Below are 21,811 nucleotides of genomic sequence, written 5' to 3'. Positions count from 1 at the left end.
ATTCCGCAATGAAATAGGCCGAATTTCGACGGTCCTCCCGGGACTTGCTAGGGGGATTTGGCTGCTGTCGCGGCAGCCTCGGCCGCCGTCACGCTGGCCCGTGCGGTCTCCTGAACCATGAACTGGGCCCTGGCCAGCTCGGCAAAATGGCCGCCTTTGGCCACGAGTTCATCGAAAGTTCCGCTTTCGATCACCCGCCCATTCTCGAACACCAGGATCCGCGTGGCGTTGCGGATGGTGGAGAGGCGGTGGGCGATCACGAAGGTGGTGCGGCCCTTCATCACTTCGTCGAGAGCGGCATTCACCTTGGCCTCGGTGACGGCGTCGAGCGCGCTGGTGGCTTCGTCCAGGATCAGGATCGGCGGGTCCTTCAGAAGCGCGCGGGCGATCGACAGGCGCTGCCGCTCGCCGCCGGAGAGCATGCGGCCGCGCTCGCCGGCATTGGTGTTGAAGCCGCCGCTGCGCTCGATGAAGTCGAGCGCCTGCGCGCGCTCGGCCGCTTTCCGCATCTCGGCCTCGGTCGCGTCCGGCTTGCCGACGCGCAGATTCTCCTCGATCGAGCGGTTGAACAGCAGCGCTTCCTGGAACACGACGCCGATGTTCCGCCGCAGCGAGGTCAGCGTCACGCCGCGCACGTCCATGCCGTCGATCCTGATGATCCCGGATTGCGGATCGAAGGCGCGATGCAGCAGCGCGATCGCGGTGGACTTGCCGGCGCCGGTCGGGCCGACCAGCGCGATGGTCTGGCCGGGCAGGGCGGTGAAGGTGAGGTCCTCGATCGCCGGGCGCTTGCCGTCGTAGGAGAAGGTGACGTCGTTGAACTCGACGAGACCGGACAGGCGCCCCGCATCGATCGCGTCGGGACGGTCGTGCACCGCCGGCACGGCATCGAGCACGTTGAAGAACTCGCGTAGGCGCGGGGCCTCCATGAACACGTTGTTGATGAAGCTCACGACCTGCTCGAGCTTCTGGATCAGCATGGTCGCGAAGCTCACGAACATCACGATCTCGCCGACCGAGGTCAGCCCCTGGTCGTGCAGGGCGATGCCGAGCGTGAAGATCGCCAGCACCGTGATGGTGGTCGAGGCGCGCGTGATCACGGTGACCAGCGCCCACCAGGACAGCACCGGCATCTGCGCGGCGAGCAGATCGTCGGCGACCGAGCGCAGTCCCTTCACCTCGGACTCGACGCGCACGAAGCTCTGCACCAGCGCGACATTGCCGAGCGCGTCGGAGGCGCGGGCGGAGAGCTCGCTATAGTGCTCCTCCACCTCCATCTGCATGCCGAAGGTCTTGCGCACCACGAAGGTCGTCAGCGCCGTGAAGACGATGCAGAGCACGAACAGCAGGATCGCGAGCCGCCAGTTCAGATACAGCGACAGCGGCAGCAGCACCACGACCGAGAGGATCGCGGCGAAGTGCTCGCGGAAAAAGCCGAGCCAGAGCCGCCACAGCGCGTCGGTGCCGTTGAGCATCACCTTCATCAGCCGGCCCGAATGGGTGCCGGAGTGGAAGGTTAGCGGCAGCTGCAGGATGTGCTCGAAATAGTCGGTCAGCACCGCCTGGCGCTGGCGGTGCGAGAGCCGGTCGGCTTGCAGCGCGACCAGCGCGCTGCAAGCGATCGTGAACAGGCCGAACGCCACCCAGGCGGCCAGGAACGGCCAGGCCGAGCTGGAACCCGCCACCGACTTGCCGGAGAGCACGTCGACGATCCGGCCGAACAGCACGGGCTCTGCGAATTGCGAGGCCGCCAGCAAGAGATTGGCGATCGCGAGCAGCCAGCCCAGGCGCGCCTCCTTGCCGAGCAGTTCGAGAACGCGGGTGTAGAGACGGAGGATGGACATGCGGACGGCAACTCGGGCAGCTGATGGGGCTCGTATTCTAAGCCGGGATCGCCTGCGAGATACAGCGGAAGCTTCCGGTTTTGCTCAATTGACGAGCCGGCTCTCCACCGGCGGCAGGAACTGGTCGTCGAAGATATCGCCGGCTGACGGCCGCTTGCGGAATTTGAAGTCCTTGGCGATCTGGTCGAACGAACGCTCCAGGCGCGCCGGGTCGATGCCGCCGAGGCCGTTGCGCCTGACCTCGTCGGTCAGGATGTTGTCGGTGAGCACGATGCGCAGGCGCTCCAGCTCGAGATCGCGGTCGCCATCGTCGATGCGGCTTGCGGCCTCTTCCGCCGCGCGCGCCGGCTCCTTGGCCGTCGCGTTGATGCCTGCGATCAAGGCGCGGACGAATCCCTTCACCGCATCCGGCTTCGCCGCGGCGAAGGCGGGGTTGGCCACCACCGCGAAGCCATAGGCCTCGCAGCCGTAATCGGCGAAGCGCAGCACGACGAGATCACCGCCGGGCACGCCGCGGTCGCGCAGGTTCACCGCCGAAAGATAGCTGAAGCCGGCGACCGCATCGACCTGCCCCGCGGACAGGATCGGCTCGCGCACCGCGGCGCTGATCTTGTGGAATTTCACCCGCGAGGTGTTGATGTTGTTCTGCTGCGTGATCGCCGGCCATAGCCGCATCGTCAGATCACCGTCGGCGACGCCGACGGTCTTGCCGTCGAGGTCGGGCAGCAGGTTGATGCCGCGGCTCCTGCGCGCCACGATGGCGTAGGGCGCGCGGTTGAACAGCACGAACACCGCCTTGATCGGTGCGGCATCCTCCTTGTCGCGGAAGCGGATCAGCTCGTTGATGTCGACCAGTGCGAGCTCACTGTCGCCCTTGGCTACACGCGCAAGCGCCTCCGGCGATCCGGGCGCGATGTTGAAGGACACGTTGAGACGCTCGGCGCCGAACTTGCCGTCCTTCGCGGCCAGGAAGAACGGCGCCATGCTCGAATCGATGGGACGGTCGAAGGTGAAGTGGATCGCCGTGGAAGGCGCGGCGCTCTCGGCCGCTGTAGCATCGCGTGCAGCCAGCGCGGCGAGCGGGATCGCAAGGGCCAGCAGGCTGCGAAGAATGATCGTCCTGAATCGTGACATCGATTTGCGCCGGTCCCGCATTGTTGTGGTTCGTGACGCTCGCAGCGCCGGCCGGCTTGGACCGTGCGCGCGTCAACATGAACGGCGGATGAGCAGCGGTTGCGGCATCGTTACGCAACCTCGTTCAGCTTGCGTTGGGGTTGGGGAACCTAACTTAGGTGACAGGTGTTTGAGAGACATGAGCCTGTCTCAAAGGCACCATTCGAGGTCCCAAGGAGGGTCCAGGACATGTTTGACAGATTTTCGAGCCTTACCGGCCGTAAGGCCATCTTCGCGACGGCTGCGGTGCTGGCGCTGACCGCGGCTGCTCCGACGGCCTCTTACGCAGGTGGCCGCCACTGGCATGGCGGTGGTGGCGGTGCCGCGGCCGCAGCCGCTTTCGCAGCCATCGGCACCGGTCTCGCCATCGCTGCGACCCGCGACTCCTATGCCTATGACTACGGTCCGGGCTACGGCTATTACGGCGGTCCCGCCTATTACAGTGCCCCTGCCTACGGCCCCTATTACGGCCCGGGCCCGAACTACCAGTATCAGCGCTATGGCGGCACCGCCCCGTCCGAGCTCTGCGGCCAGGGCTACTACCAGAACTGCTACTAGGCTTGGCTAGCAGCCCCTGGCTACCAAAGGTTGACCAAAACAGGCCGTCGCGCTTGCCGCACCGGCCTGTTTTCGCCTTTATTGCCGGGCGTTAACGCGCTCGCCATTGGTTTAGAGTAGTTTTTAGTACCATGAGTGATTCGCTTGAGCGGCTATATCTGGCTGTGCTCGCGGCCAGGGATCTTGATCCGGCAACATCGCGCACCGCGCGCCTGTTTCAGCGCGGACCCTCCAAAATGGCGAAGAAACTGGCCGAAGAGGCCATCGAAGTCGTGATCGATGCGGTCAACGGCGACAGTGAGGCCGTGATCCGGGAAAGCGCGGACCTGCTCTATAATCTCACCGTGCTGTGGGCTTCGGCCGGCGTGCGTCCCGAGGACGTCTGGCGCGAGATGACACGGCGGGAAGACATGCTCGGCATTGCCGAGAAGCTGCCGAAATCACAGATGAAGCTGCCCAAAGTTGCGTCACCGCGCGTCGCGGCCAGGCGGCCAATTGTCGCGCTCGAGAGCCGCACGGCCCGAAAGCGCCATTAAAAGCTTCACAAAACTCGCGATGGACAAATCCGTCCTATGGTGCTTCATCGCGGCGCCATGCTGAAACGTATCTACAACTGGTGCATCGACGCCGCCCACAAGCCCTACGCGCTCTGGATCATGGGAGCCGTGGCTTTCGCAGAAAGCTCCTTCTTTCCGGTCCCGCCGGATGTGATGCTGATCCCGATGTCACTGGCGCGCCCGCAGCGCGCCTGGGTCTATGCCGCGGTCTGCACGGTCACATCGGTGCTCGGCGGCCTGCTCGGCTACGCCATCGGCGCGCTGCTGTTCGACTCGGTCGGTCACTGGCTGATCCAGGTCTACGGCCTCGGCGACAAGGTCGATGCCTTCCGCGCCTCCTATGCGGAGTGGGGCGCGGTGATCATCCTGCTCAAGGGCCTGACGCCGATCCCCTACAAGCTCGTCACCATCACCTCGGGCTTTGCCGGCTACAATCTCATTCTCTTCATTCTGTGCTCGATCGTCGCGCGCGGTGGACGCTTCTTCATCGTGGCGATCCTGCTCAACCGCTACGGCGACTGGATCCGGCACAAGCTCGAGGAGCATCTGGGGCTGTGGGTCACGCTCGGCGCCGTCGTGCTGGTGCTCGGCTTCGTGGTGGCGGTCAAGCTGATCTAAACGTCTGCGCTTTGCCGCCGCGCCGGCTTCGGCTACGGTTGCCATCATGATGGTTCGATCCGGCAATCCGGCCGTGCGGCTCGGGACGCTGATGTCAGTCGCGGCGCTGATCCTGCTCGGTGCCGGCGGGGCGGGATGGCCGCAATCGTCGCCGCCGTCGCTCGGTCTGCGGGAGCAGGGGCAGCAGGCCGCGCCTCCGCCGTCGACGCCGGCTTCATCGGCGCAGCCGGAGCGCGAGGAAAATCCCGGGCTGATCAACGAAATGGGCAAGCTGTTCGACAAGCTGCCCTCGATCCTGCCGCCGATCAAAAGCCCCGGCGAGACCATGAATGACCTGTCGCGACTGGCCAAACCCTCGACCATGGTGTCGGGGCGCGTAGCCTGCCCGGCCTCGTCGAACGGTGCGCCCGACTGCAAGCAGGCCGCCGACCAGCTCTGCCAGAGCAAGGGCTACAAGGAAGGCAAGGGCGTCAACGCCGACTCCGCCGAGAAATGCTCGGCCAAGGTTCTCATCCCGGGCAGGCAACGCAAACCGGACGATTGCCGCACCGACACTTTCGTGACCAGCGCGCTGTGCCAGAACTGACGTGACGACGTCGCGCGCATGCAACAAGGAGTGCCCATGAGCCGTACGGAGCAGGACTTCCTCGGACAGCGTGAGATCGCCGACGACATCTACTACGGCGTCCAGACCATCCGGGGGAAGGAGAACTTCCACATCACCGGCATTCCCATGAACCAGGAGCCTTACTTCGTGAAGGCGCTCGGTTACGTGAAGAAGGCCGCCGCGATGGCCAACCGCGACCTCGGGGCGGTCGACGCCAAGGTGGCCGACGCGATCATCCTCGGCTGCGACCGCGTCATCGCCGGCGACATGATGGATCAGTTCGTCACCGACTTCATCCAGGGCGGCGCCGGCACCTCGACCAACATGAACGCCAACGAGGTGATCGCCAACCTCGCGCTGGAATCGCTCGGCTTCAAGAAGGGCGACTATCAGCACGTCAGCCCCAACGACCACGTCAATTACGGCCAGTCCACCAACGACACCTATCCGACGGCCTTCCGCCTCGCGCTGATCCTGCGGCTCGAGAGCTACATGACCGCGCTGCGCCAGCTGCAGGAGGCGTTCTTTGCCAAGGGGCGTGAGTTCGACCGCGTGCTCAAGATGGGCCGCACGCATCTGCAGGACGCCGTGCCGATGTCGCTCGGCGCCGAATTCCGCGGCTGGGGCACGACGATCGGCGAGGAGGTCGATCGCATCTCCGAGGCGCGGGCGCTGCTGCGCGAGATCAATCTCGGCGCCACCGCGATCGGCACCTCCGTCACCGCAGCGGTCGGCTATCCAAAACTCGCGGTCCGGCATCTGAGCGCGCTCACCGGCGTCGATTTCATCCTGGCCGGCGACCTCGTCGAGGCAACCTCGGACACCGGCGCCTATGTGCAGCTCTCTGGCGTGTTGAAGCGCACCGCGAGCAAGCTGACGAAGATCTGCAACGACATCCGTCTGCTGGCGTCGGGCCCGCGCGCCGGCTTCAACGAGATCAACCTGCCGCAGTTGCAGCCGGGCTCCTCGATCATGCCGGGCAAGGTCAATCCGGTCATCCCTGAAGTCGTCAACCAGACCAGCTTCCTCGTCATCGGCCTCGACACCACGGTGACGCTCGCCGCAAGCGCCGGCCAGCTCCAGCTCAACGTGATGGAGCCGGTGATTTCATTCGCGCTGTTCTTCTCGATCCGCACCATGGAGCGCGCGGTCAACAGCCTGCGCGAGAATTGCGTCGTCGGCATCACCGCCAACGAGGAGCATACCCGCAACATGGTGCTCAACTCGCTCGGCATCGTCACGGTGCTGAAGCCGCTGCTCGGCTACAAGCAATGCGCCGAGATCGCGCGCGAGGGCTACAAGAGCGGCAAGTCGCTGCACCAGATCGTCGTGGTCGAGCGCAAGCTGCTGACGCAGGAGAAATGGGACGAGATGTTCTCGTTCGAGCGGCTCATCAATCCGGATTTGATCGGGTAGGTCGTGGTGATCCGCAACTCTCGCCTCGTCATTGCGAGGAGCCCTTGCGACGAAGCAATCCAGACCGTCTCCACGGAAAAGAGACTGGATTGCTTCGCTTCGCTCGCAATGACGGAGAGGCCATAGCTACCGGAATTCCGCTGCTTGGAATTGCGGTAACGGCTTCCGCTGCGGCGCCAAAACGCAATACTTGACAGTGGAAAGATTGCCTTGTTGGTATGGCTCCCGACGTCGATTTGACCGCCAGAAGAGGATCGTTCCGCAATGTCCATGCCCGCCTTGTTCAAGGGGCGCCTGTCGATCCCCGTGATCGGCTCGCCGCTCTTCATCATCTCGGTGCCCGATCTGGTGATCGCGCAGTGCAAGGCGGGTGTGGTCGGCTCGTTTCCGGCGCTGAACGCGCGGCCGCCCGAACTGCTCGACGAATGGCTGGCGCGGATCACCGAAGAACTCGCGGCCCATGACCGCGCGCATCCGGAACGGCCCTCGGCCCCGTTCGCAGTCAACCAGATCGTGCACAAGTCGAACAACCGGCTCGATCACGACATGCAGCTTTGCGCCAAGTACAAGGTGCCGATGGTCATCTCCTCGCTCGGCGCGCGCGAGGAGCTGAACCAGGCCGTGCACGACTGGGGCGGCATCGTCTTCCACGACGTGATCAACCAGAAGTTTGCACACAAGGCGATCGAGAAGGGCGCCGACGGCCTGATCCTGGTCGCGGCCGGCGCCGGCGGCCATGCCGGCACCATCTCGCCGCTGGCCTTCGTCGCCGAAACGCGCAGATGGTTCGACGGTCCGATCGCACTGTCGGGCGCCATCGGCAACGGCAAGGCGATCCGCGCCGCGCGCATCCTCGGCGCCGACTTCGCCTATATCGGTTCGGCCTTCATCGCGACCAAGGAGGCCAACGCGGTCGAGAAGTACAAGGAGATGATCGCGGGCTCGACGGCCGACGACATCGTCTATTCCAACCTCTTCACCGGCGTGCACGGCAACTATCTGAAGCCCTCGATCCTCGCCGCCGGCATGGATCCGGAAAACCTGCCGACCTCCGATCCCTCCAAGATGAATTTCGGCACCGACGCCTCCGGCGAGCGCGCCAAGCCGAAGGCCTGGAAGGAGATCTGGGGCTCCGGCCAGGGCATCGGCAGCGTCGAGGGCATCGTCGGTGCCGCCGAGATGATCGCGCGCTTCAAGAAGGAATACGACGAAGCGATCGATCCGCCGTTGTGATCGCTCTCGTGTCCCGGACGCGCTGCAGCGTGTAACGCTGCTGCGCAGAGCCGGGACCCATTGCAACGATGGACCCCGGCCCAGCAGCGCACCGCTTTGGCGCTGCGCTGCGTCCGGGGAACGCCAGCCGAGATAGCGAACAAACATGCCCCCCATCTACCGCGTCGACGGCAACAACGTCGTCACCAGCCCGGATGCCGCAGGTCCCTGGGACCGACGCATGCAGCACGGGTCGGCGCCGGCGTCGCTGGTGACATGGGCGGCCGAGCGCGTTCCGACACAAGTGCCGATGAACATCGCGCGCGTGACCATCGACCTGATGCGTCCGGTGCCGGTGGCGCCGCTCACGATCGCCACCGAAGTGCTGCGCGAGGGCCGCAAGATCCAGCTCTGCGGAATCAAGCTGCTCGCCGACGGCGTGCAGGTCGTCGGCGCCACCGTGCTCAAGATCAAGGCTCAGGCGCAGGCGTTGCCGGATGACGTCAAGGAACTGCCCGTCACGCTGCCCGCGCCGGAGGACTCGCTGGTCGAGGACGGTCACGCCGCCACCAGTCCGTTCGTGCGGTCGGTCTCGATGCGCGCCGCGCGCGGCCGCTTCGGCCAGGCCGGCGCCGGCGCGATCTGGTTTCGCGTCGATCATCCGCTGATCGAAGGCGAAGCCATCTCGCAGGCGATGCGCGCCGTGGTCGCGGCCGACTTCTCCAACGGCACCGCCTCGACGCTCGACTTCCGCGCCTGGACCTACATCAACGCCGATCTCACCGTGAGCTTTGCGCGCCAGCCGGTCGGCGAGTGGATCCTGCTCGACGGCGATTCCTGGATCGGCCCCGATGGCGCGGGCCTTGCGATGTCGCGGCTTGCCGACCGACAGGGCTATTTCGGCCGCGCGGTGCAGAGCCTGGTGATCGAGAAGCGGTAGGGCAATAGCGCGCCGGGCGAAGAGGAGCGCGACGTCCCCGCCTCGTTCTCTCTGTCATGCCTCGCGAAGGCGGAGCATCCAGTACGCCGCGGCCTATCGCTCAATCACAGCCGTCTCGGAGTACTGGACCGCCGGGTCAAGCCGGGCGATGACACCTGTTGTGTCGTCGGGTCTGGTGATCGAGAAGTCTTGAGCGTGACGGTGGAGCCCGTAATGGCTCCTTCCAATTGAACGGCAGGCTTCCGCCGCCGCGGAAGGGATGCTTGGCCGTGTGCGACGCTGCATCCTGCCAGTTCACAAACCGTAGAAGATCTTGATCTCCCACAGCACCACGATGATAGCCGTGATCAACGTAACCGCGGCGACTGCACTTTCCAGGGAAGCGACTCTCATGCCTTACTCCGCTTCCCAGCCCCGTCAGCGGGTCTAGTTGATTCCCTGATTCGCGGGCAATCGGGCGGGCAGCGCCGGCGTGCACTCCGTGGCGCGCTGTGGTGCCGGGGCCACAACGCGCCCGTGAAATCCCGGGGTATTTAACCCACCATCCGGTCCCGTCCGCTCCAGAAGCCCGCACGGAGTACCTTCTTGTCCACCTTGCCGACGCCGGTCATCGGCAGCTGCCTGACGAACTGGATCTGCTTGGGCGCATGGGCCGAGCCCTTGCGTGACCTGACGAGATTGATCAGCTCATCGGCATCGGGCGTGGCGCCCTCGCGCGGGACGACGACGGCGGTAACGGCCTCGCCCCATTTCTCGTCGGGAATGCCGACCACTGCGACCATCGCGACGTCGGCGTGTTGCGACAGCACGTCCTCGACCTCGCGCGGAAAGATGTTGAAGCCGCCTGAGACGATCATGTCCTTCTTGCGGTCGAGGATGAACATGTAGCCGCGCTCGTCCTTGCGCGCGATGTCGCCGGTGTGGACCCAGCCGTTCTTCAGCGTCTCGGCGGTGATGTCGGGCCGCTTCCAGTATTCCGCCATCGCATGCGGCGCGCGTACGCAGATCTCGCCGGCCTCGCCCGTCTTCACCTCCTGGTCGTCCTCGTCGAGCAGCTTGACTTCGCAGGCCGCGATCGGGAAGCCGCAGGACAGGAACAGCTCCGGCGTCTTGGGATCGTGATCCCTCTTGCGCAGCACGGAGATCGGATAGCATTCGGTCTGGCCGTAGAGCTGCGAGAACACCGGGCCGATGCGTTCGATGCCTTCGACCAGCCGGCTCGGCGACATCGCGGACGCGCCATAGAGCACGAGCTCGAGCGAGGACAGGTCGGTCCTGCCCAGCGCGGGGTGATCGAGCAGCACGTAGATCATGGTCGGCACGAACAGCGTGAAGTTGATGCGCTCGCGCGCGATCGTGGCCAGCACGGCTTCGGGATCGAAGCCTTTCAGCATGTGCACGGTGCCGCCGCGCATCAGGGTCGGCAGCACTTTCGTGCCGGCGACATGGCTGATCGGGGCGACGGTGAGATAGCGCGCACCTTCAGGGATTTCGAAGTCTGCGAGGATCGCGCCGGCAGCCCCGCTGTTTTCGCGGTGATAGCGCAGCGCGCCCTTGGATTTGCCGGTCGTGCCGCCGGTGTAATTGAGCGTGGAGAGATCGTCGGGCCCGGCGAGGCAGAGCGGGCTGGCGTGGCCTTCGATCTCGATGGCCTGCAAGAGATCGACGCCGTAATCGGCGGGGCCCATGGTGAAGACCGCCTTGAGCATGCTCGCTTTGGCAGCGAGCTCGCCGCCGCGATCGCGGAAAGCGGCGGCATCGACCACCAGCATCTCGGCTTCGGAATCCTCGAGCTGGAACAGCTGGTCGCTCTGCGATCCCAGCGGATGCAGCCAGGTGATGCAGAGGCGCGACAATTGCGCGGCGACGCCGGCGCACCAGGTGTCGGCGCGGTTTGCGGTGAGGAAGGCGACGCGCGCGCCGGGCTGCAAGCCGAGCCGCATGAACACGCCCTGGATCCGCCCGATCAGGTCGATCGTGCCCTGATAGCTCAGCGATCCCCCGGGCCAGGCGAAAGCGGTGCGGCCGGGATAGCGCGACAGCGCGCGTAGCGTCTGCGCGCAAGTCGGGGACGATGCATGGAGCGGATCGGCCATATGTTTCCTCGTTGCTTTGTCATCGGCTTCTGACGTGCCAATGTTTGTCGCAACGCTAGCACAGGGAATGCGGGAGGAAACGACAGCCCGCGCGAGGGAGGCATGCGTGACATCAGACCGACTGCAAATTTTCGGCGATCGTCTCGCCCTGCCGCTGATCGCAGCGCCGATGTTTCTCGTATCGGGCGTCGAGCTCATGGTCGCGGCCTGCGGGAGCGGCGTGATCGGCAGCTTCCCCACCGCGAATTGCCGCAGCACGGAACAGCTCGATGCGTGGCTCGGTGAGATCGAAGCGCGGCTGCTGCAGCACGAACAACAGGCCGGCCGCAGGGCGGCGCCGCTCTGCCCGAACCTGATCGTGCACCGCTCCAATGTGCGGCTCGAGCAGGATCTCGCCGCGCTGCTGCGGCACAAGCCGGAGATCGTCATCACCTCGGTCGGCTCGCCGGGGCCGGTCTTGAAGCCGCTGCATGATGCCGGTGCGCTGGTGCTGGCGGACGTCGCCACGATCCGCCACGCCGAGCGCGCCGCGGACGCTGGGGCCGACGGGCTCGTGCTGCTCACCGCAGGCGCGGGCGGGCAGACCGGCTGGCTCAACCCGTTCGCCTTCGTCCGCGCGGTGCGCGCATTCTACGACGGCATCATCGTGCTCGCGGGCGGCATCAGCGACGGCCGCAGCTTGCGTGCCGCCGAGGTGCTCGGCTGCGATCTCGGCTACATGGGCACCAAGTTCATCGCGACGCGCGAGAGCATGGCCGACGACCGTCACAAGCGGATGCTGGTCGAGAGCAGCGCGGACGACATCCTGCTGACCACCGCCTTCACGGGCCTTCGGACCAGCATGCTGAGGCCGTCGATCGTCGCTGCGGGCCTCGACCCTGATGACTTGCCGGCGCGCGGCGCGATCGACATCGCCAAGGATATCGACGTCGCCGCGCGCGAGAACCGGCCAAAGCGCTGGCGCGACATCTGGAGCGGCGGGCACTCGACCTCGGGCGTGACCGACGTGCCGGCGGCCGGCGATCTCGTTGCGCGGACCATCGCGGAGTATCGCGAGGCGGGCGGGCGATAGGTGCTTCCTGCAGCTCGCCCCGCGACAACGGGGGGAGGGAGGGCCGACACCATCGCATCGATCACAGTTAATTCCGCATGCCTCGGGCCCGGCTCACTTAACGGCGGATTAACCAAGGCCAGCCAACAATCCCCCTCACGGCCGCCAATCAGGACGAGAGGGACAGGCGATGGACTTCGACTATCTCAACGCCAAGACGGCGGCATCGCTGGATGAGATCCGCGTCCGCGTCGCCCATGCGCTGGCCCGCCATCCACTGTGCCGCAACGTGCGCTTCGACATCGTCAGCGTCCCCCGCACCCGCCGCGGCGGCAACTGGACGGTGACGCTGCAATCGGTCGAGCCGCGCGCCGTCTGGGAAGCCTCCGAGATCGTCGCCGACATCCAGGACGCCTACGACCTGGCGGCAGCTGCCTGATTTCATTGGAGTTTTCGGCGATGTCGCCGCAGTCCGCGCGATTGCCGCTGCCATGGCACGGTTAAGCCTTATTTACCGCCCAGTTTTACGGCAGTGATCACATGGACTTGAAGTCGGACGCGGAGGGACGTTTGTCCAAAGCCATCACCATCGTTGTGCTGACCTGTTTCCTCGTCCTTGGGGCCGCCACCACCGCCATTCTCGGCCGCGACAGCGTCCCCAGCGTCAGCGCCGAGATGATCACCGAAGCCCCGCCGGCCAAGCCGCTTGCCACCAACCGTGCCGCCAAGGCCGATCGTCTGGTTCCGACGCTGGCTTTGGCCTCGGCCGCGATCGAGCCGGTCCAGGTGCCCGCGGACAGGCTTGCCCAGGCGCCGGTCTTGACCGAGCCGCTGCGCCAGGCCTTTGCCGCCGCAACGCCGTCCGATTTCCCGCTGCCGAAGAAGGGTTCGTCGGCCGGCGTCAACGAGGCTCCCGCCGCGGCCGAAGTTCCCGCCGTCGAGGTCCCGGCCAAGCCGAAGGTCGCCGCCAAGCCGCAGCCGCAGAAATCCTATTCGCTGCTCTCCGACGTCCAGATCTCGGGCATCAAGGATCGCCTGAAGCTGTCGTCGTCGCAGGAATATTACTGGCCTTCGGTCGAGACCGCGCTGCGCAACGTCGCGCGCAGGATGCAGGCGAACAAGTTGTCGAATCCGAACGCGCCGCCCAGCGCGCAGATCGACCCGAATTGCGACGAGGTGCAGCAGTTGAAGTCGGCCGCGATGCCGCTGCTGTTCCAGCTGCGTGACGATCAGAAGGAAGAAGTGCGCAAGCTCGCCCGCCTCATCGGGCTCGAGAAGGTCGCGCAGCAGATCTGACACGGGCCGGTTTCCTGAACGGATCGATGCTCAAGGCATGAGCCGAAGCGCGATGGGTCGCATCGCGCTCGTGGAACCCCAAGCTATCAGGAACATCTGGTAATCGCCGCGCGTTGCCCGCCTCGAAAGAGGGAGTGGATCAATGCGCGCCTCGACAGCCTATTTCGTCGGTGCCGGAACTATCATCGTGGCCATTGCCATTGGTCTCGGCGGCGGCATCGTTGCCGGCAACATCATGAATCCGATCGCGCCCAAGCAGGGTGCGGATGCCAGCAAGATGGCGCAGCGCACGGATGCCGCCAGCGCGCCGGCCCAGACCAATACGCCGTCCGAGCGCGTGCAATATCTGACGGGATCGCAGGCTTTCGGCACGGTCGTCGCTGCGCCGGCCCAGGCCGAAGCGAAACCTGAAGCCGCAAAGCCCGACACGCAGGCCACCCAGGCGAACGCCGAACCGCCAGCGCCGCCGCCTTCGCAGGCGGCCGCGGTCGAGCCGCCGAAACCGGCACCGGCATCATCTGGGAAACCTGCCGAGCAGCAGGCTTCGACGAGCCAGCCCTCCTCGTCCGACAACGCCTCTGCCAAGGACGCCTATGCCAAGGCGAGAGACTCCGACGTGAAGCGCGCCGCGAGTGAGCGGCGCCGGACCGAGCGGCGCGAGCGCTGGGCCGAGCGTCGGTACTATGAGTCCCGCGACCCGCGCGCCATGCGCGACCGTACCGATTGGGACGACGTGGCCCGCAACGTTCGTGAAGATTCCGAGTCGCGTGATTATGCGAACCGCCCGCGCAGCGGCTTCCCGCAGATCAGGCTGTTCGGGGCCGACGACGATTAGCGTATGTCGGCGCGCCCAGCTTCCTCGCTGAGCGCGCGATTGCTTTCGTAACGATCAGCCGCCGTGTGACTCCACGACCTTGCGGCAGCCATCCGAAAGCTTCGACTTGTTCTCGCGCAGGCAGGCATTCATCTGCGGCGGCTTGCCGATGTGCTCGGCGCAGAACTTGCTGGCATCGCTGCGGCAGGCCATCTGCTCCTGCGGCGTCGGACCGGATTGCGCTGCGGCGGGCAGGGCGGTGGCGGCAAGCAGCAGCGCGGCAAGAACCGAAATCTTCATAAAGCACCTCTTTTGGAATTGTCGGACGTCCCGTTCGGGATCAAGCGGGCGGACCATGTCGCGAAGGGCGGGTAGCGGTCCATGCCATGTTCATGGCATCGGCGCGCCGCCTCGGCCGCCGCACCCCCATCTTCATGGCATGTATCCGCGCGCCGCATTTTGCCATTCAGGCTGCACGTCGGCTGCGAGACCCGGTGAATTGCATCGGGCGCCGAACGGGAAGCAGGAGAGCAAGAATGTCGAAAACAACGGGAGCGCTGGGTGCCGGGCTGACGGTCATGGTGCTGGCGGGTGCGGCGATGGTGTCGCTGGGCACGAGCCCGGCCCAGGCGGTGGTCTATTGCAAGACGGTCGGCGTGCCCAAGGGCTGCGTGGTGCGGCCGACGGCGGCGGTGGTGGTCGCGCCGCGAGCACCGGTCGCGGCGGCTGCGGTTGCGACTCCCGGCGTCGGTGCGCCCGGCGTCGGCGTGCGCGCGGGCACGCCGATGAATCGCGGCGGTCCGGTCAATCGCGTCGGTGTTCGCTGACGGTCTCGTTCGATTGAGTTGATTGCATCGTTTCGGGCGCAGGAGCTGCGGACGAACCCCCCGTCCTCCGCAGGCAGACAATCCCGCCCGTTCCCTCTCTCCGCGCGTCCCACACGTTCGGAGAGGGGGCTTTTCAGCCCCCGGCAGCGTCGCTGTCGGGAAAGACCTGCGGCAATTGCAGCCGCACCCGCGTGCCCTGGGCATCCGAGCTGAGGTCGAGCATCGCACCACAGCGTGCGGCGCGGCTTTTCATGTTGCGCAGGCCCCGTGCGGTCTGGCTCGCGCCGGCGGCCTCGCCGTTCTCGGCTCGCGCGAAACCACAGCCGTCGTCGGTTACGCTGATCACGCCATACGGTCCCTGAGCTCCGTCGAGCGTCTCGATGGTGACCGCGATGTTGCGGGCCTGTGCGTGCTTGACGGCATTGGTCACGGCTTCGTCGAGGATCCGCACGATCTGGATCACGTGCCATGGCCTGAGCTCGGGATGCAGCGGCACGCCTTGCGGCGTTGCCACACGCCAGTCGAGCGCGATGTCGTGCGGCCGCAATTGCGCCGTCGCCCGCTCGCGCCAGGAGCCGAGCGCGAGCATGAGGTCGCCACCGATGTCGTCCATGGAATCGATGACGAGGCGCAGATCCTTCAACGCCGCGCGCGCGGCGTCCGTGATGGTCGCGCCCTCATGGCCGCGCTCGGACAGCGCGACGATGCTGACGAGCTGGCCGCCGAGGCCGTCGTGCAGATCGCGCATCAGCCTTGTGCGCTCATTGGCGAGCGCGGCCGCGCGGGCGCGCTCCTCCTCGCGGGCGAAGCTCGCCTTTAGCCGCTCCTCGGCCTCGCGCACCCGTGTCACCAATTGCCCGGCAAAGCTGTCGACCTGGTTCAGCGCGCGGGCGAAGCGCCAGGTCAGCCCTGCACCGATCGCGACCAGCATCGCCGAATAGGACAGGCGCGAGACGAAGATGCGTTCATTGGTAACGATCTCGAACACCGACAGCATGTCGTGGACCCAGCAGGTCAGCACGATGGTCACCGCGCAGCCGATCGTGAAGCTGGCGGCATCCTGCCGCCGTACCACCGCGGTCGCGGTCACGCAGGCCATCAGGAACAGGCAGATCCCGACGGTGGGAATGCCGAGCACGAGAAACAGAATGCGCGGCAGCGGGGGGCCGGCGATCAGGCCGACCACGAACACGATGAGGCCCGGCGCGAACAGCAGCATGCCGTAACGCGGCCAGCGCCAGCCGAAGAACAGCACGCCGAAGGCGACGATCAGCGCGCTCTCGGTCGGCGCGGACGCGAGCAGCACCGCGGCAAGCCGCGATACGGCGGCCGGCGGCACCGGCGGTGGGATGAATGCCTGGATCACTCCGAGCACCATCGCGACGGCCAGTACGCCATAGACCGGCTCGCGCCGCCGCATCAGCCACATGATCGCGAGGATGACGGCGAGGATCGACTGCCAGGCGGAGAACGCTACCTGCAGCGTCACGAACAGCAGCGTGCGCGTCTCGTAGGACGGACGCAGGGCCGCGTCCGGTCCGACATAGACGGTGTCGAGAAAGCCCTTGAGCGGCCCCCACACGAACAGCCGTACCGTGATCTCGTTGCTGCCGTCACGCAGCAGCGAGGCGGGAATGACCGCGATCTGCGGCGTGTTGCGATCCGGCCGGTTGGCATTAGCATCGCGGCGGGAGTCGAGCACGACGACGCCGTTGACGGCGACCTCCACGGCGTTGCTGAAGCGCGGCAGATACACGGACCAACCGGCTCCCGCATCGGCGCTTCTGAAGGTGAAGGCGCCGGCGTAGAGCGGAGGATTTGCCAGCGAATAGCGCGACGAGGTGAAGTGCGGCAGCGTTACGGGGCGTGTCACGCCGTCCTCGCGCAGCGAAAACTGGCTCAGCGCAAAATCTTCGGGGTCGCTGGGCTGGAGCAGCCGCAGCCCGAGGATGGTCGCGATCACGATCAGCGCCTGGAGCAGCAGATAAGGCACCAGCCGCGACACGATGAGCCGGCGCCGCGGACGGGTGGGGGCCTTCGCCGCGATCTCGCTCACAGCTTGATCAGGCCCTGCTGCACCGCCTCGAACACCGCTTCGCTGCGCGTGTGCACCTCGAGCTTGCGGTAGATGTTCTTGATGTGCCCGGGCACGGTCTGCCTGGACAGGCCGAGATGGCTGGCGATCTCGGCATAGCTGAAGCCCTTTGCGATGCCCCAGAGGATGTCAATCTCGCGCGGGGTCAGCTTCGCCGTGTTGAGCGCCGGACCCGGCGCCGCTCCGGCCGAACTCTGCGCGGCGCCTTGCGTCCGGCGCACGATGAAGCGGGCGATCGAGGCCGAGATCGGGGAATGGCCGGCGACGAGATCGCGCACGGTGGTGGCGATGTCGGTGGGGAAGGCGTCCTTGAGCAGATAGCCGGTGGCGCCGACGGTGATCGCCGAGATCACGCTTTCCTCGTCGCCGAGCGCCGAGATCACCATGATCTCGGTGTCGGGAAAGCGCTGCCGGACCTCGCGGATCAGCTCGACGCCGTGGCCGTCGGGAAGCCTGAGATCGGTGAGCAGCACGCGCGGCGGGGCACCGGCCAGTGCGGTGCGGGCCTCGGCCAGCGTGCCGGCGCTGCGCACCTCGTAGCCGGCCTTGACCAGCGCGTCCTGGAGCCGCCAGCAGGTCGGCGCATCATCCTCGACGAGGAGGATGGTGACGGTCTCACCCGTCTCGCCCTGTTCGCTCATGCTTCATCGTCCCGCACCCGCGTGTCCCCCGCGGCGCAAGGCCAAGTTTAGCCGCGGCGCGCTAGCCGCGACACCCATAATCATGGGGGCGGTCAGGCATCCCTCGTGTCCGTTGTGGATCGGCGTCCTGGCGGGAGTGGGCCGTTTCCGAGGTCGCCTCTCCCCGCAACGCGGGGAGAGGTCGCTCAGTCCTTACCGGCCGTTGCCGCGGCATGCGCCGCCGGGACCGATATGGTAGCCGCGAGGGCAGGCATGCGCGGCGGGGTTGGCGTAGTTTCGCAGGCAGCCGCCATAGGGGCCGCGGTGCCAGCCCTTGCCGCAACCGCCGGCGACCGCGACGATGTCGCCGTTCCCGCCGGTGAGCGAAGCCAGCGGCATGGCCTGGGCAGAGCCTGTGATCGCGCCGAGCGCGAGGCATGCAACGAACACGATACGCATCATGTCTGGTTCTCCCGATGCCGTTGCGTCAGCGGCCGGCGGCAAACGCGATGCCGGCGCGCACTTCGCCGATCGCCTGGTCGATCAGTCCGATCGCCTTCTCGCGGTGGCCGCCCTTGTTGGGCTCGGCCTTGCCGAGCTCGACGCGAGCCGACTGCAGGATCGCAATGGCTTCGTCCATGTGGGGCTGCGCGCCGAGCGCGTAACCGACGCAGAGGCTGGTCGCGATGGCGCCGCCGAGCACGAGGCTGCGGGGTAGAGAGGTTCGCATATGATCGTCTCCTCCAGCGGGCGTCAGGCCGGGCCGCCCGGTTGCCCGGATTCGGTCCCGTCTGTGGCGGGCTGCCGCATCCGCCGCCTGAATAGGGGTGGCGCGCGCGCCTCGTCTTGGACTGTTCGGCGCTGGACGCCCGCCGGCTTGGACTGACCGGCGCAGCTTGATTCACGTTGGCGTGCTGATAGCCTGTCGCGGTCGCCTTCAGCGTGCATTCATGTCCTGCCCGCGATGTTCGGCCGGTTTCGTGCACGACGTTTTTTCGAAAAAAGCCTTCCTGGAAGTCCTTTCGATGTCCGTCACCCGAAAGTCGCTCTCGACCGACATGCTGCCGCAAGACTTGTCCGACCGGCAGCGCTTCATCCGCTTCGCCGAATTGTTCGAGCATTTCTCCAACACCGGCGAGCTGGACCCGGCATCGGACGTGCCGTTTCGCGCGTCGATGAACTCGATCCACATCGGCACCACCATGCTCGGGCGCTGCGACGGCAGCTTCGTCACGGTGCGTCGCGAGAAGCGCCAGGTGATCGAGACCGGCGACGACCGCTTTTGCCTTGCGCGCAATACGGGAGACCGCCCGTCGCAAGTGATCCATCGCGGGCGTGAGTTCACCATGCGGCCGGGATCGATGGTGCTGCTCAAGCTGGACGAGCCGTTCTTCGCCGCCGACGGCGCCAGCCACAAGCGCTTCACCAACGTGCATCTTCCGGTCGATACGCTGCGTGCGATGGTGCCCGACGTCGACGATCTCGTCGGCTGCGAGCTCGAGCCGGGCGGCGCGCTGACGCTGGCAATGGACTACAGCGATCTCCTGCTGCACCATCCCGTCGCCGCGGACGAGGCCGGCATGGCCATCGCCGCCCACCTGCTCGATCTCACGGCGATCGGTCTCGGCGCCCGCAACGATATCGCCGCCGCTGCGCGCCGGCGCGGCTTGCGTGCGGTGCGGCTCAAGGCGGTGATGTTGATCCTTCAGGCGCGTTTCCACGAACCGGATTTTTCCGCGCAGAAGCTTGCCGCTGCCGCCGGCCTCTCCGAGCGCTATGTCAACGAGCTGCTGTTCGAGGCCGGCGCCGGCTTCACCACCCGTCTCAACGAGCTCCGCCTGCGCAAGGCGGCCGACCTGCTCACGCATCGCGAGGGCCGCATCAGCGACATCGCCTTCGCCTGCGGCTTCAACGATCTGTCTTATTTCAACCGCTGCTTCCGCCGCCGGTTCGGGCTGACGCCGACCGCGGCGCGGGGGAAGTGAGACCTGCCTACAAGACGTCCACCCGCGGCGGCGGATAGCGCCGCGCCAGCGCCGACAACGGCAGATGCCGCTCGCCCTCCGGCAGCTCCAGAAAGGCCAGCACGAGCGGCCGCTTCCAGTCACCGACGCCGAAATCCATCGTCATCCACTTCTGCGGCTCGGGGCCGTCGAGGCCCCGGACCCAGACGAAGAAGCGGGGGAGGTCGTCGGCGTCCGCTTCGCTCGTGCGTCTCCTGGCCATCAAAGCTGCTCGCTGCGTCACCATTCGTTGCGGTAGGATATAGGTATCGGCTTGCTGAAGTCGAATTCCCGGCTGCCTGATCCTGTCAGGCCGGATCGGTTGGTTAACGCGCAGGCCTGGAAAAATGAACGAAGCCACGATCGAAGGTTGGGGTGACATCGGTCAAATCACGCAAGAGCTGATCGGCTCGTGGTCCCTCAACCGGGTCATCCAAAGCCAGGCCACGATGCAAGGCATCGCGACCTTCACGCCACTGGACAGGGAATGGCTGGCCTATCGCGAGCAGGGAGATCTGAAGCTTGCGAACGGCACCACGGTTAAGGCCGAGCGTGAATATGTCTTCAGCCGCAGCGACGGAGGATTCAAGGTCTTCTTCAAGGAAGACCCACCGCGGCTGTTTCACGAGATTTCACTGTCCGCATCAGCCGGGGGAGGGCTGAGCGGACATGCGCGCCATCTTTGCAGGCGCGACGAGTATCGATCGGCCTACATGTTTCTGCCGGATCGAACGTTCGTCGTCCGCCATGTGGTGTCGGGTCCAGCCAAGGACTACACGATGGACACGACCTACACACGTCTGGCGTGACCAGGCCGGCGCGATGGCGACGGCGGGCCGCCCTTCACTGCCAGAGCTCGCTCTCCGCCACGCGGTTGATGTCGGCGAGCCGGCGGTCGGAGTTGCCGTGGACATCGATGCTCGCGACCAGCGCCAGCAGGCGCTGATAGGCGCCGTCAGCGACCTCGACCGGCAGCGGGGCCTCGTCGAAGGCCTCGACATAGCTGCCGACAAGACTGCTCAACACACGGCACAGGCCGCGTTGGGCGGGATCGTCCCGGCCGATCGTCTCGAGCTTTTGCTGAAATGTCCGGAAGGTGCGCAGGCCGTGGTGCTGTTCGGAAAGCCACGCGTGCAGGTCGTTCATGATGAGCTCCTTCAGCTACAGAAGAAGCTACCGGCTTATACAGTGGGGATGTGACGGTTGCTAGGGCGGGGGAGCGCTTCAGCCATGCCGAGACCGTCGTGCGCTTTCGCTAGGGCCGCGCCACGCGAAGCCCGAAGGGCGAAGCGTGGTGCCCCTGGCCGGAATCGAACCAGCACTCCTTGCGGAACTCGATTTTGAGTCGAGCGCGTCTACCAGTTCCGCCACAGGGGCCCTCGGTCGGCCCCTTCCTTAAGGGGAGGGCGTCGCGAAGCCGGCGGACTATAGCCATGGGCATGGCGGGGTCAACCCGCGCCAAAGTGATGCCGGCCGTTCTCGACAGCCGCCTGGGCCGGGGCTAGAGGCATGGGAGCGCGACCGATCGGAAAGAGGCTGCCGTGACCACCCAGAGTGCTGCAGTACCTGCGTTCAAGCCGGCGGCCACCCGCCCCGCGCTGGCCGCCTCGCTTGCGGTCACCCTGATCGCGGCAGCGACCATCGCGGGCGCCTGGTTCTTCCAGCTCGTGCTGGAGATCCTGCCCTGTCCGCTGTGCCTGGAGCAGCGCTACGCCTACTACCTCGTCATCCCGGTCGGTGCGCTCACGGCGCTTGCTGCCCGGAGCGGCGCGCCACGGCCGCTGCTGCTGGCGGGGCTCGCGATCCTCGTACTGGCGACGCTCGCCAATGCCGGCCTCGGCACCTATCACTCCGGCGTCGAATGGGGATTCTGGAAGGGGCCGACCGACTGCTCCGGTCCCGTCATCAATCTCGGCAACGCTGCTGATCTGCTCTCGAAGCTCGATACCGTGAAGGTGGTCCGCTGCGACGAGGTGCAGTGGCGCTTCCTCGGCCTCTCGCTCGCCGGCTACAACGTGCTGATCTCACTGTTGATGGCGGCGATCGCCGCGTGGGGATTTGTGCGGACGGCGAAGCGCTAGACT

25 protein-coding genes and 1 tRNA gene are annotated in these 21,811 nt (G+C 66.2%); 15 read left to right on the top strand and 11 right to left on the bottom strand.

Annotated features, from left to right (window positions below; genetic code table 11):
• Positions 1–47 precede the first annotated feature (47 nt).
• Complete coding sequence (locus JQ617_RS16865) at positions 48–1,844, bottom strand: glucan ABC transporter ATP-binding protein/ permease (protein ID WP_212027263.1); 1,797 nt, start codon at positions 1,842–1,844, stop codon at positions 48–50.
• 84 nt (positions 1,845–1,928) lie between these two features.
• Positions 1,929–2,978 (bottom strand): ABC transporter substrate-binding protein, encoded by a 1,050-nt coding sequence (locus JQ617_RS16860; RefSeq protein ID WP_212027262.1) that lies wholly within the window; start codon positions 2,976–2,978, stop codon positions 1,929–1,931.
• A gap of 228 nt (positions 2,979–3,206) precedes the next feature.
• Between JQ617_RS16860 and JQ617_RS16855 the strand changes: the two genes are divergently transcribed.
• The 7 genes from JQ617_RS16855 (at position 3,207) to JQ617_RS16825 (ending at position 8,925) form a co-directional block, all read left to right on the top strand.
• Positions 3,207–3,575 carry a hypothetical protein gene (locus JQ617_RS16855; protein ID WP_212027261.1) on the top strand — a complete coding sequence of 123 codons (369 nt, stop codon included), beginning with the start codon at positions 3,207–3,209 and terminating at the stop codon, positions 3,573–3,575.
• Between the two features lie 131 nt (positions 3,576–3,706).
• Positions 3,707–4,111 carry a phosphoribosyl-ATP diphosphatase gene (gene hisE, locus JQ617_RS16850; protein ID WP_212027260.1) on the top strand — a complete coding sequence of 135 codons (405 nt, stop codon included), beginning with the start codon at positions 3,707–3,709 and terminating at the stop codon, positions 4,109–4,111.
• A 36-nt stretch (positions 4,112–4,147) separates the two neighbouring features.
• Positions 4,148–4,750 (top strand): YqaA family protein, encoded by a 603-nt coding sequence (locus JQ617_RS16845; RefSeq protein WP_212027259.1) that lies wholly within the window; start codon positions 4,148–4,150, stop codon positions 4,748–4,750.
• Positions 4,751–4,796: 46 nt separating this feature from the next.
• Complete coding sequence (locus JQ617_RS16840) at positions 4,797–5,336, top strand: hypothetical protein (protein ID WP_212027258.1); 540 nt, start codon at positions 4,797–4,799, stop codon at positions 5,334–5,336.
• A gap of 36 nt (positions 5,337–5,372) precedes the next feature.
• Positions 5,373–6,773, top strand: a complete 1,401-nt coding sequence (locus JQ617_RS16835) for an aspartate ammonia-lyase (protein WP_063693627.1) — start codon at positions 5,373–5,375, stop codon at positions 6,771–6,773.
• 264 nt (positions 6,774–7,037) lie between these two features.
• Positions 7,038–8,006, top strand: coding sequence for an NAD(P)H-dependent flavin oxidoreductase (locus JQ617_RS16830; RefSeq protein WP_212027257.1), 969 nt, complete (start codon positions 7,038–7,040; stop codon positions 8,004–8,006).
• Between the two features lie 145 nt (positions 8,007–8,151).
• Positions 8,152–8,925, top strand: a complete 774-nt coding sequence (locus JQ617_RS16825) for a thioesterase family protein (RefSeq protein WP_212027256.1) — start codon at positions 8,152–8,154, stop codon at positions 8,923–8,925.
• Between the two features lie 533 nt (positions 8,926–9,458).
• On the opposite strand, the gene JQ617_RS16820 is transcribed toward JQ617_RS16825, so the two are convergent.
• Entirely contained in the window at positions 9,459–11,021 is a 1,563-nt protein-coding gene (locus JQ617_RS16820; RefSeq protein ID WP_212027255.1) for an AMP-binding protein, read from the bottom strand.
• A gap of 106 nt (positions 11,022–11,127) precedes the next feature.
• Between JQ617_RS16820 and JQ617_RS16815 the strand changes: the two genes are divergently transcribed.
• The 4 genes from JQ617_RS16815 (at position 11,128) to JQ617_RS16800 (ending at position 14,203) form a co-directional block, all read left to right on the top strand.
• Complete coding sequence (locus JQ617_RS16815) at positions 11,128–12,093, top strand: NAD(P)H-dependent flavin oxidoreductase (protein WP_212027254.1); 966 nt, start codon at positions 11,128–11,130, stop codon at positions 12,091–12,093.
• Between the two features lie 169 nt (positions 12,094–12,262).
• Entirely contained in the window at positions 12,263–12,511 is a 249-nt protein-coding gene (locus JQ617_RS16810; RefSeq protein ID WP_063693639.1) for a hypothetical protein, read from the top strand.
• A 131-nt stretch (positions 12,512–12,642) separates the two neighbouring features.
• Complete coding sequence (locus JQ617_RS16805; RefSeq protein WP_212027253.1) at positions 12,643–13,368, top strand: hypothetical protein; 726 nt, start codon at positions 12,643–12,645, stop codon at positions 13,366–13,368.
• Positions 13,369–13,510: 142 nt separating this feature from the next.
• Positions 13,511–14,203 carry a hypothetical protein gene (locus JQ617_RS16800; protein WP_212027252.1) on the top strand — a complete coding sequence of 231 codons (693 nt, stop codon included), beginning with the start codon at positions 13,511–13,513 and terminating at the stop codon, positions 14,201–14,203.
• Between the two features lie 54 nt (positions 14,204–14,257).
• Here the strand turns inward: JQ617_RS16800 and JQ617_RS16795 are convergent, their stop codons facing one another.
• Complete coding sequence (locus tag JQ617_RS16795) at positions 14,258–14,482, bottom strand: cysteine rich repeat-containing protein (RefSeq protein ID WP_212027251.1); 225 nt, start codon at positions 14,480–14,482, stop codon at positions 14,258–14,260.
• A gap of 236 nt (positions 14,483–14,718) precedes the next feature.
• On the opposite strand from JQ617_RS16795, the gene JQ617_RS16790 reads away from it, so the two are divergent.
• Positions 14,719–15,009: a hypothetical protein gene (locus tag JQ617_RS16790; RefSeq protein WP_212027250.1), complete on the top strand. Its 291-nt coding sequence runs from the start codon at positions 14,719–14,721 to the stop codon at positions 15,007–15,009.
• A 133-nt stretch (positions 15,010–15,142) separates the two neighbouring features.
• Here JQ617_RS16790 and JQ617_RS16785 read toward each other — a convergent pair whose 3' ends face one another.
• The 4 genes from JQ617_RS16785 to JQ617_RS16770 form a co-directional block, all read right to left on the bottom strand.
• Complete coding sequence (locus JQ617_RS16785) at positions 15,143–17,065, bottom strand: sensor histidine kinase (protein WP_212027249.1); 1,923 nt, start codon at positions 17,063–17,065, stop codon at positions 15,143–15,145.
• A complete protein-coding gene (locus tag JQ617_RS16780) occupies positions 17,062–17,745 on the bottom strand; it encodes a response regulator transcription factor (RefSeq protein WP_212027248.1) in 684 nt (227 codons plus the stop codon). The genes JQ617_RS16785 and JQ617_RS16780 overlap by 4 nt, the downstream gene beginning before the upstream one ends.
• Positions 17,746–17,937: 192 nt before the next feature.
• Positions 17,938–18,186, bottom strand: a complete 249-nt coding sequence (locus tag JQ617_RS16775) for a GCG_CRPN prefix-to-repeats domain-containing protein (RefSeq protein WP_212027247.1) — start codon at positions 18,184–18,186, stop codon at positions 17,938–17,940.
• Positions 18,187–18,211: 25 nt separating this feature from the next.
• Entirely contained in the window at positions 18,212–18,454 is a 243-nt protein-coding gene (locus JQ617_RS16770; RefSeq protein ID WP_063693651.1) for a hypothetical protein, read from the bottom strand.
• Positions 18,455–18,749: 295 nt separating this feature from the next.
• On the opposite strand from JQ617_RS16770, the gene JQ617_RS16765 reads away from it, so the two are divergent.
• Positions 18,750–19,709: a helix-turn-helix transcriptional regulator gene (locus tag JQ617_RS16765; RefSeq protein ID WP_212027246.1), complete on the top strand. Its 960-nt coding sequence runs from the start codon at positions 18,750–18,752 to the stop codon at positions 19,707–19,709.
• A gap of 7 nt (positions 19,710–19,716) precedes the next feature.
• Here JQ617_RS16765 and JQ617_RS16760 read toward each other — a convergent pair whose 3' ends face one another.
• Positions 19,717–19,950 (bottom strand): hypothetical protein, encoded by a 234-nt coding sequence (locus tag JQ617_RS16760; RefSeq protein WP_212027245.1) that lies wholly within the window; start codon positions 19,948–19,950, stop codon positions 19,717–19,719.
• Positions 19,951–20,074: 124 nt separating this feature from the next.
• Here JQ617_RS16760 and JQ617_RS16755 point away from each other — a divergent pair, with 124 nt between their 5' ends.
• On the top strand, positions 20,075–20,536 hold the full coding sequence (locus JQ617_RS16755) for a DUF6314 family protein (RefSeq protein ID WP_212027244.1): 462 nt from the start codon (positions 20,075–20,077) through the stop codon (positions 20,534–20,536).
• Between the two features lie 34 nt (positions 20,537–20,570).
• Here JQ617_RS16755 and JQ617_RS16750 read toward each other — a convergent pair whose 3' ends face one another.
• Both JQ617_RS16750 and JQ617_RS16745 read right to left on the bottom strand, forming a co-directional pair.
• Entirely contained in the window at positions 20,571–20,873 is a 303-nt protein-coding gene (locus JQ617_RS16750; protein ID WP_212027243.1) for a hypothetical protein, read from the bottom strand.
• A gap of 146 nt (positions 20,874–21,019) precedes the next feature.
• A tRNA-Leu gene (locus JQ617_RS16745) sits at positions 21,020–21,104 on the bottom strand.
• 164 nt (positions 21,105–21,268) lie between these two features.
• Between JQ617_RS16745 and JQ617_RS16740 the strand changes: the two genes are divergently transcribed.
• A complete protein-coding gene (locus JQ617_RS16740; protein ID WP_212027242.1) occupies positions 21,269–21,808 on the top strand; it encodes a disulfide bond formation protein B in 540 nt (179 codons plus the stop codon).
• Positions 21,809–21,811 lie beyond the last annotated feature (3 nt).

Origin of the sequence: Bradyrhizobium sp. KB893862 SZCCT0404, assembly GCF_018130885.1 — a bacterium.
Lineage (GTDB): Bacteria > Pseudomonadota > Alphaproteobacteria > Rhizobiales > Xanthobacteraceae > Bradyrhizobium > Bradyrhizobium stylosanthis.
Note: the sequence above shows the minus strand (reverse complement) of the source record. Positions and strands in the feature narration are given on the sequence as shown.

Bases quoted from the DNA above. Each gene is read 5' to 3' on its own strand.
- JQ617_RS16820 (WP_212027255.1), bottom strand. From the start codon at position 11,021: ATGGCCGATCCGCTCCATGCATCGTCCCCGACTTGCGCGCAGACGCTA.
- JQ617_RS16755 (WP_212027244.1), top strand. From the start codon at position 20,075: ATGAACGAAGCCACGATCGAAGGTTGGGGTGACATCGGTCAAATCACG.
- JQ617_RS16825 (WP_212027256.1), top strand. From the start codon at position 8,152: ATGCCCCCCATCTACCGCGTCGACGGCAACAACGTCGTCACCAGCCCG.
- JQ617_RS16845 (WP_212027259.1), top strand. From the start codon at position 4,148: ATGGTGCTTCATCGCGGCGCCATGCTGAAACGTATCTACAACTGGTGC.
- JQ617_RS16765 (WP_212027246.1), top strand. From the start codon at position 18,750: ATGTCCGTCACCCGAAAGTCGCTCTCGACCGACATGCTGCCGCAAGAC.
- JQ617_RS16750 (WP_212027243.1), bottom strand. From the start codon at position 20,873: ATGAACGACCTGCACGCGTGGCTTTCCGAACAGCACCACGGCCTGCGC.
- JQ617_RS16855 (WP_212027261.1), top strand. From the start codon at position 3,207: ATGTTTGACAGATTTTCGAGCCTTACCGGCCGTAAGGCCATCTTCGCG.
- JQ617_RS16840 (WP_212027258.1), top strand. From the start codon at position 4,797: ATGATGGTTCGATCCGGCAATCCGGCCGTGCGGCTCGGGACGCTGATG.
- JQ617_RS16810 (WP_063693639.1), top strand. From the start codon at position 12,263: ATGGACTTCGACTATCTCAACGCCAAGACGGCGGCATCGCTGGATGAG.
- JQ617_RS16795 (WP_212027251.1), bottom strand. From the start codon at position 14,482: ATGAAGATTTCGGTTCTTGCCGCGCTGCTGCTTGCCGCCACCGCCCTG.
- hisE (WP_212027260.1), top strand. From the start codon at position 3,707: ATGAGTGATTCGCTTGAGCGGCTATATCTGGCTGTGCTCGCGGCCAGG.
- JQ617_RS16830 (WP_212027257.1), top strand. From the start codon at position 7,038: ATGTCCATGCCCGCCTTGTTCAAGGGGCGCCTGTCGATCCCCGTGATC.
- JQ617_RS16790 (WP_212027250.1), top strand. From the start codon at position 14,719: ATGTCGAAAACAACGGGAGCGCTGGGTGCCGGGCTGACGGTCATGGTG.
- JQ617_RS16780 (WP_212027248.1), bottom strand. From the start codon at position 17,745: ATGAGCGAACAGGGCGAGACGGGTGAGACCGTCACCATCCTCCTCGTC.
- JQ617_RS16800 (WP_212027252.1), top strand. From the start codon at position 13,511: ATGCGCGCCTCGACAGCCTATTTCGTCGGTGCCGGAACTATCATCGTG.
- JQ617_RS16865 (WP_212027263.1), bottom strand. From the start codon at position 1,844: ATGTCCATCCTCCGTCTCTACACCCGCGTTCTCGAACTGCTCGGCAAG.
- JQ617_RS16835 (WP_063693627.1), top strand. From the start codon at position 5,373: ATGAGCCGTACGGAGCAGGACTTCCTCGGACAGCGTGAGATCGCCGAC.
- JQ617_RS16770 (WP_063693651.1), bottom strand. From the start codon at position 18,454: ATGCGAACCTCTCTACCCCGCAGCCTCGTGCTCGGCGGCGCCATCGCG.
- JQ617_RS16760 (WP_212027245.1), bottom strand. From the start codon at position 19,950: ATGGCCAGGAGACGCACGAGCGAAGCGGACGCCGACGACCTCCCCCGC.
- JQ617_RS16775 (WP_212027247.1), bottom strand. From the start codon at position 18,186: ATGATGCGTATCGTGTTCGTTGCATGCCTCGCGCTCGGCGCGATCACA.
- JQ617_RS16860 (WP_212027262.1), bottom strand. From the start codon at position 2,978: ATGTCACGATTCAGGACGATCATTCTTCGCAGCCTGCTGGCCCTTGCG.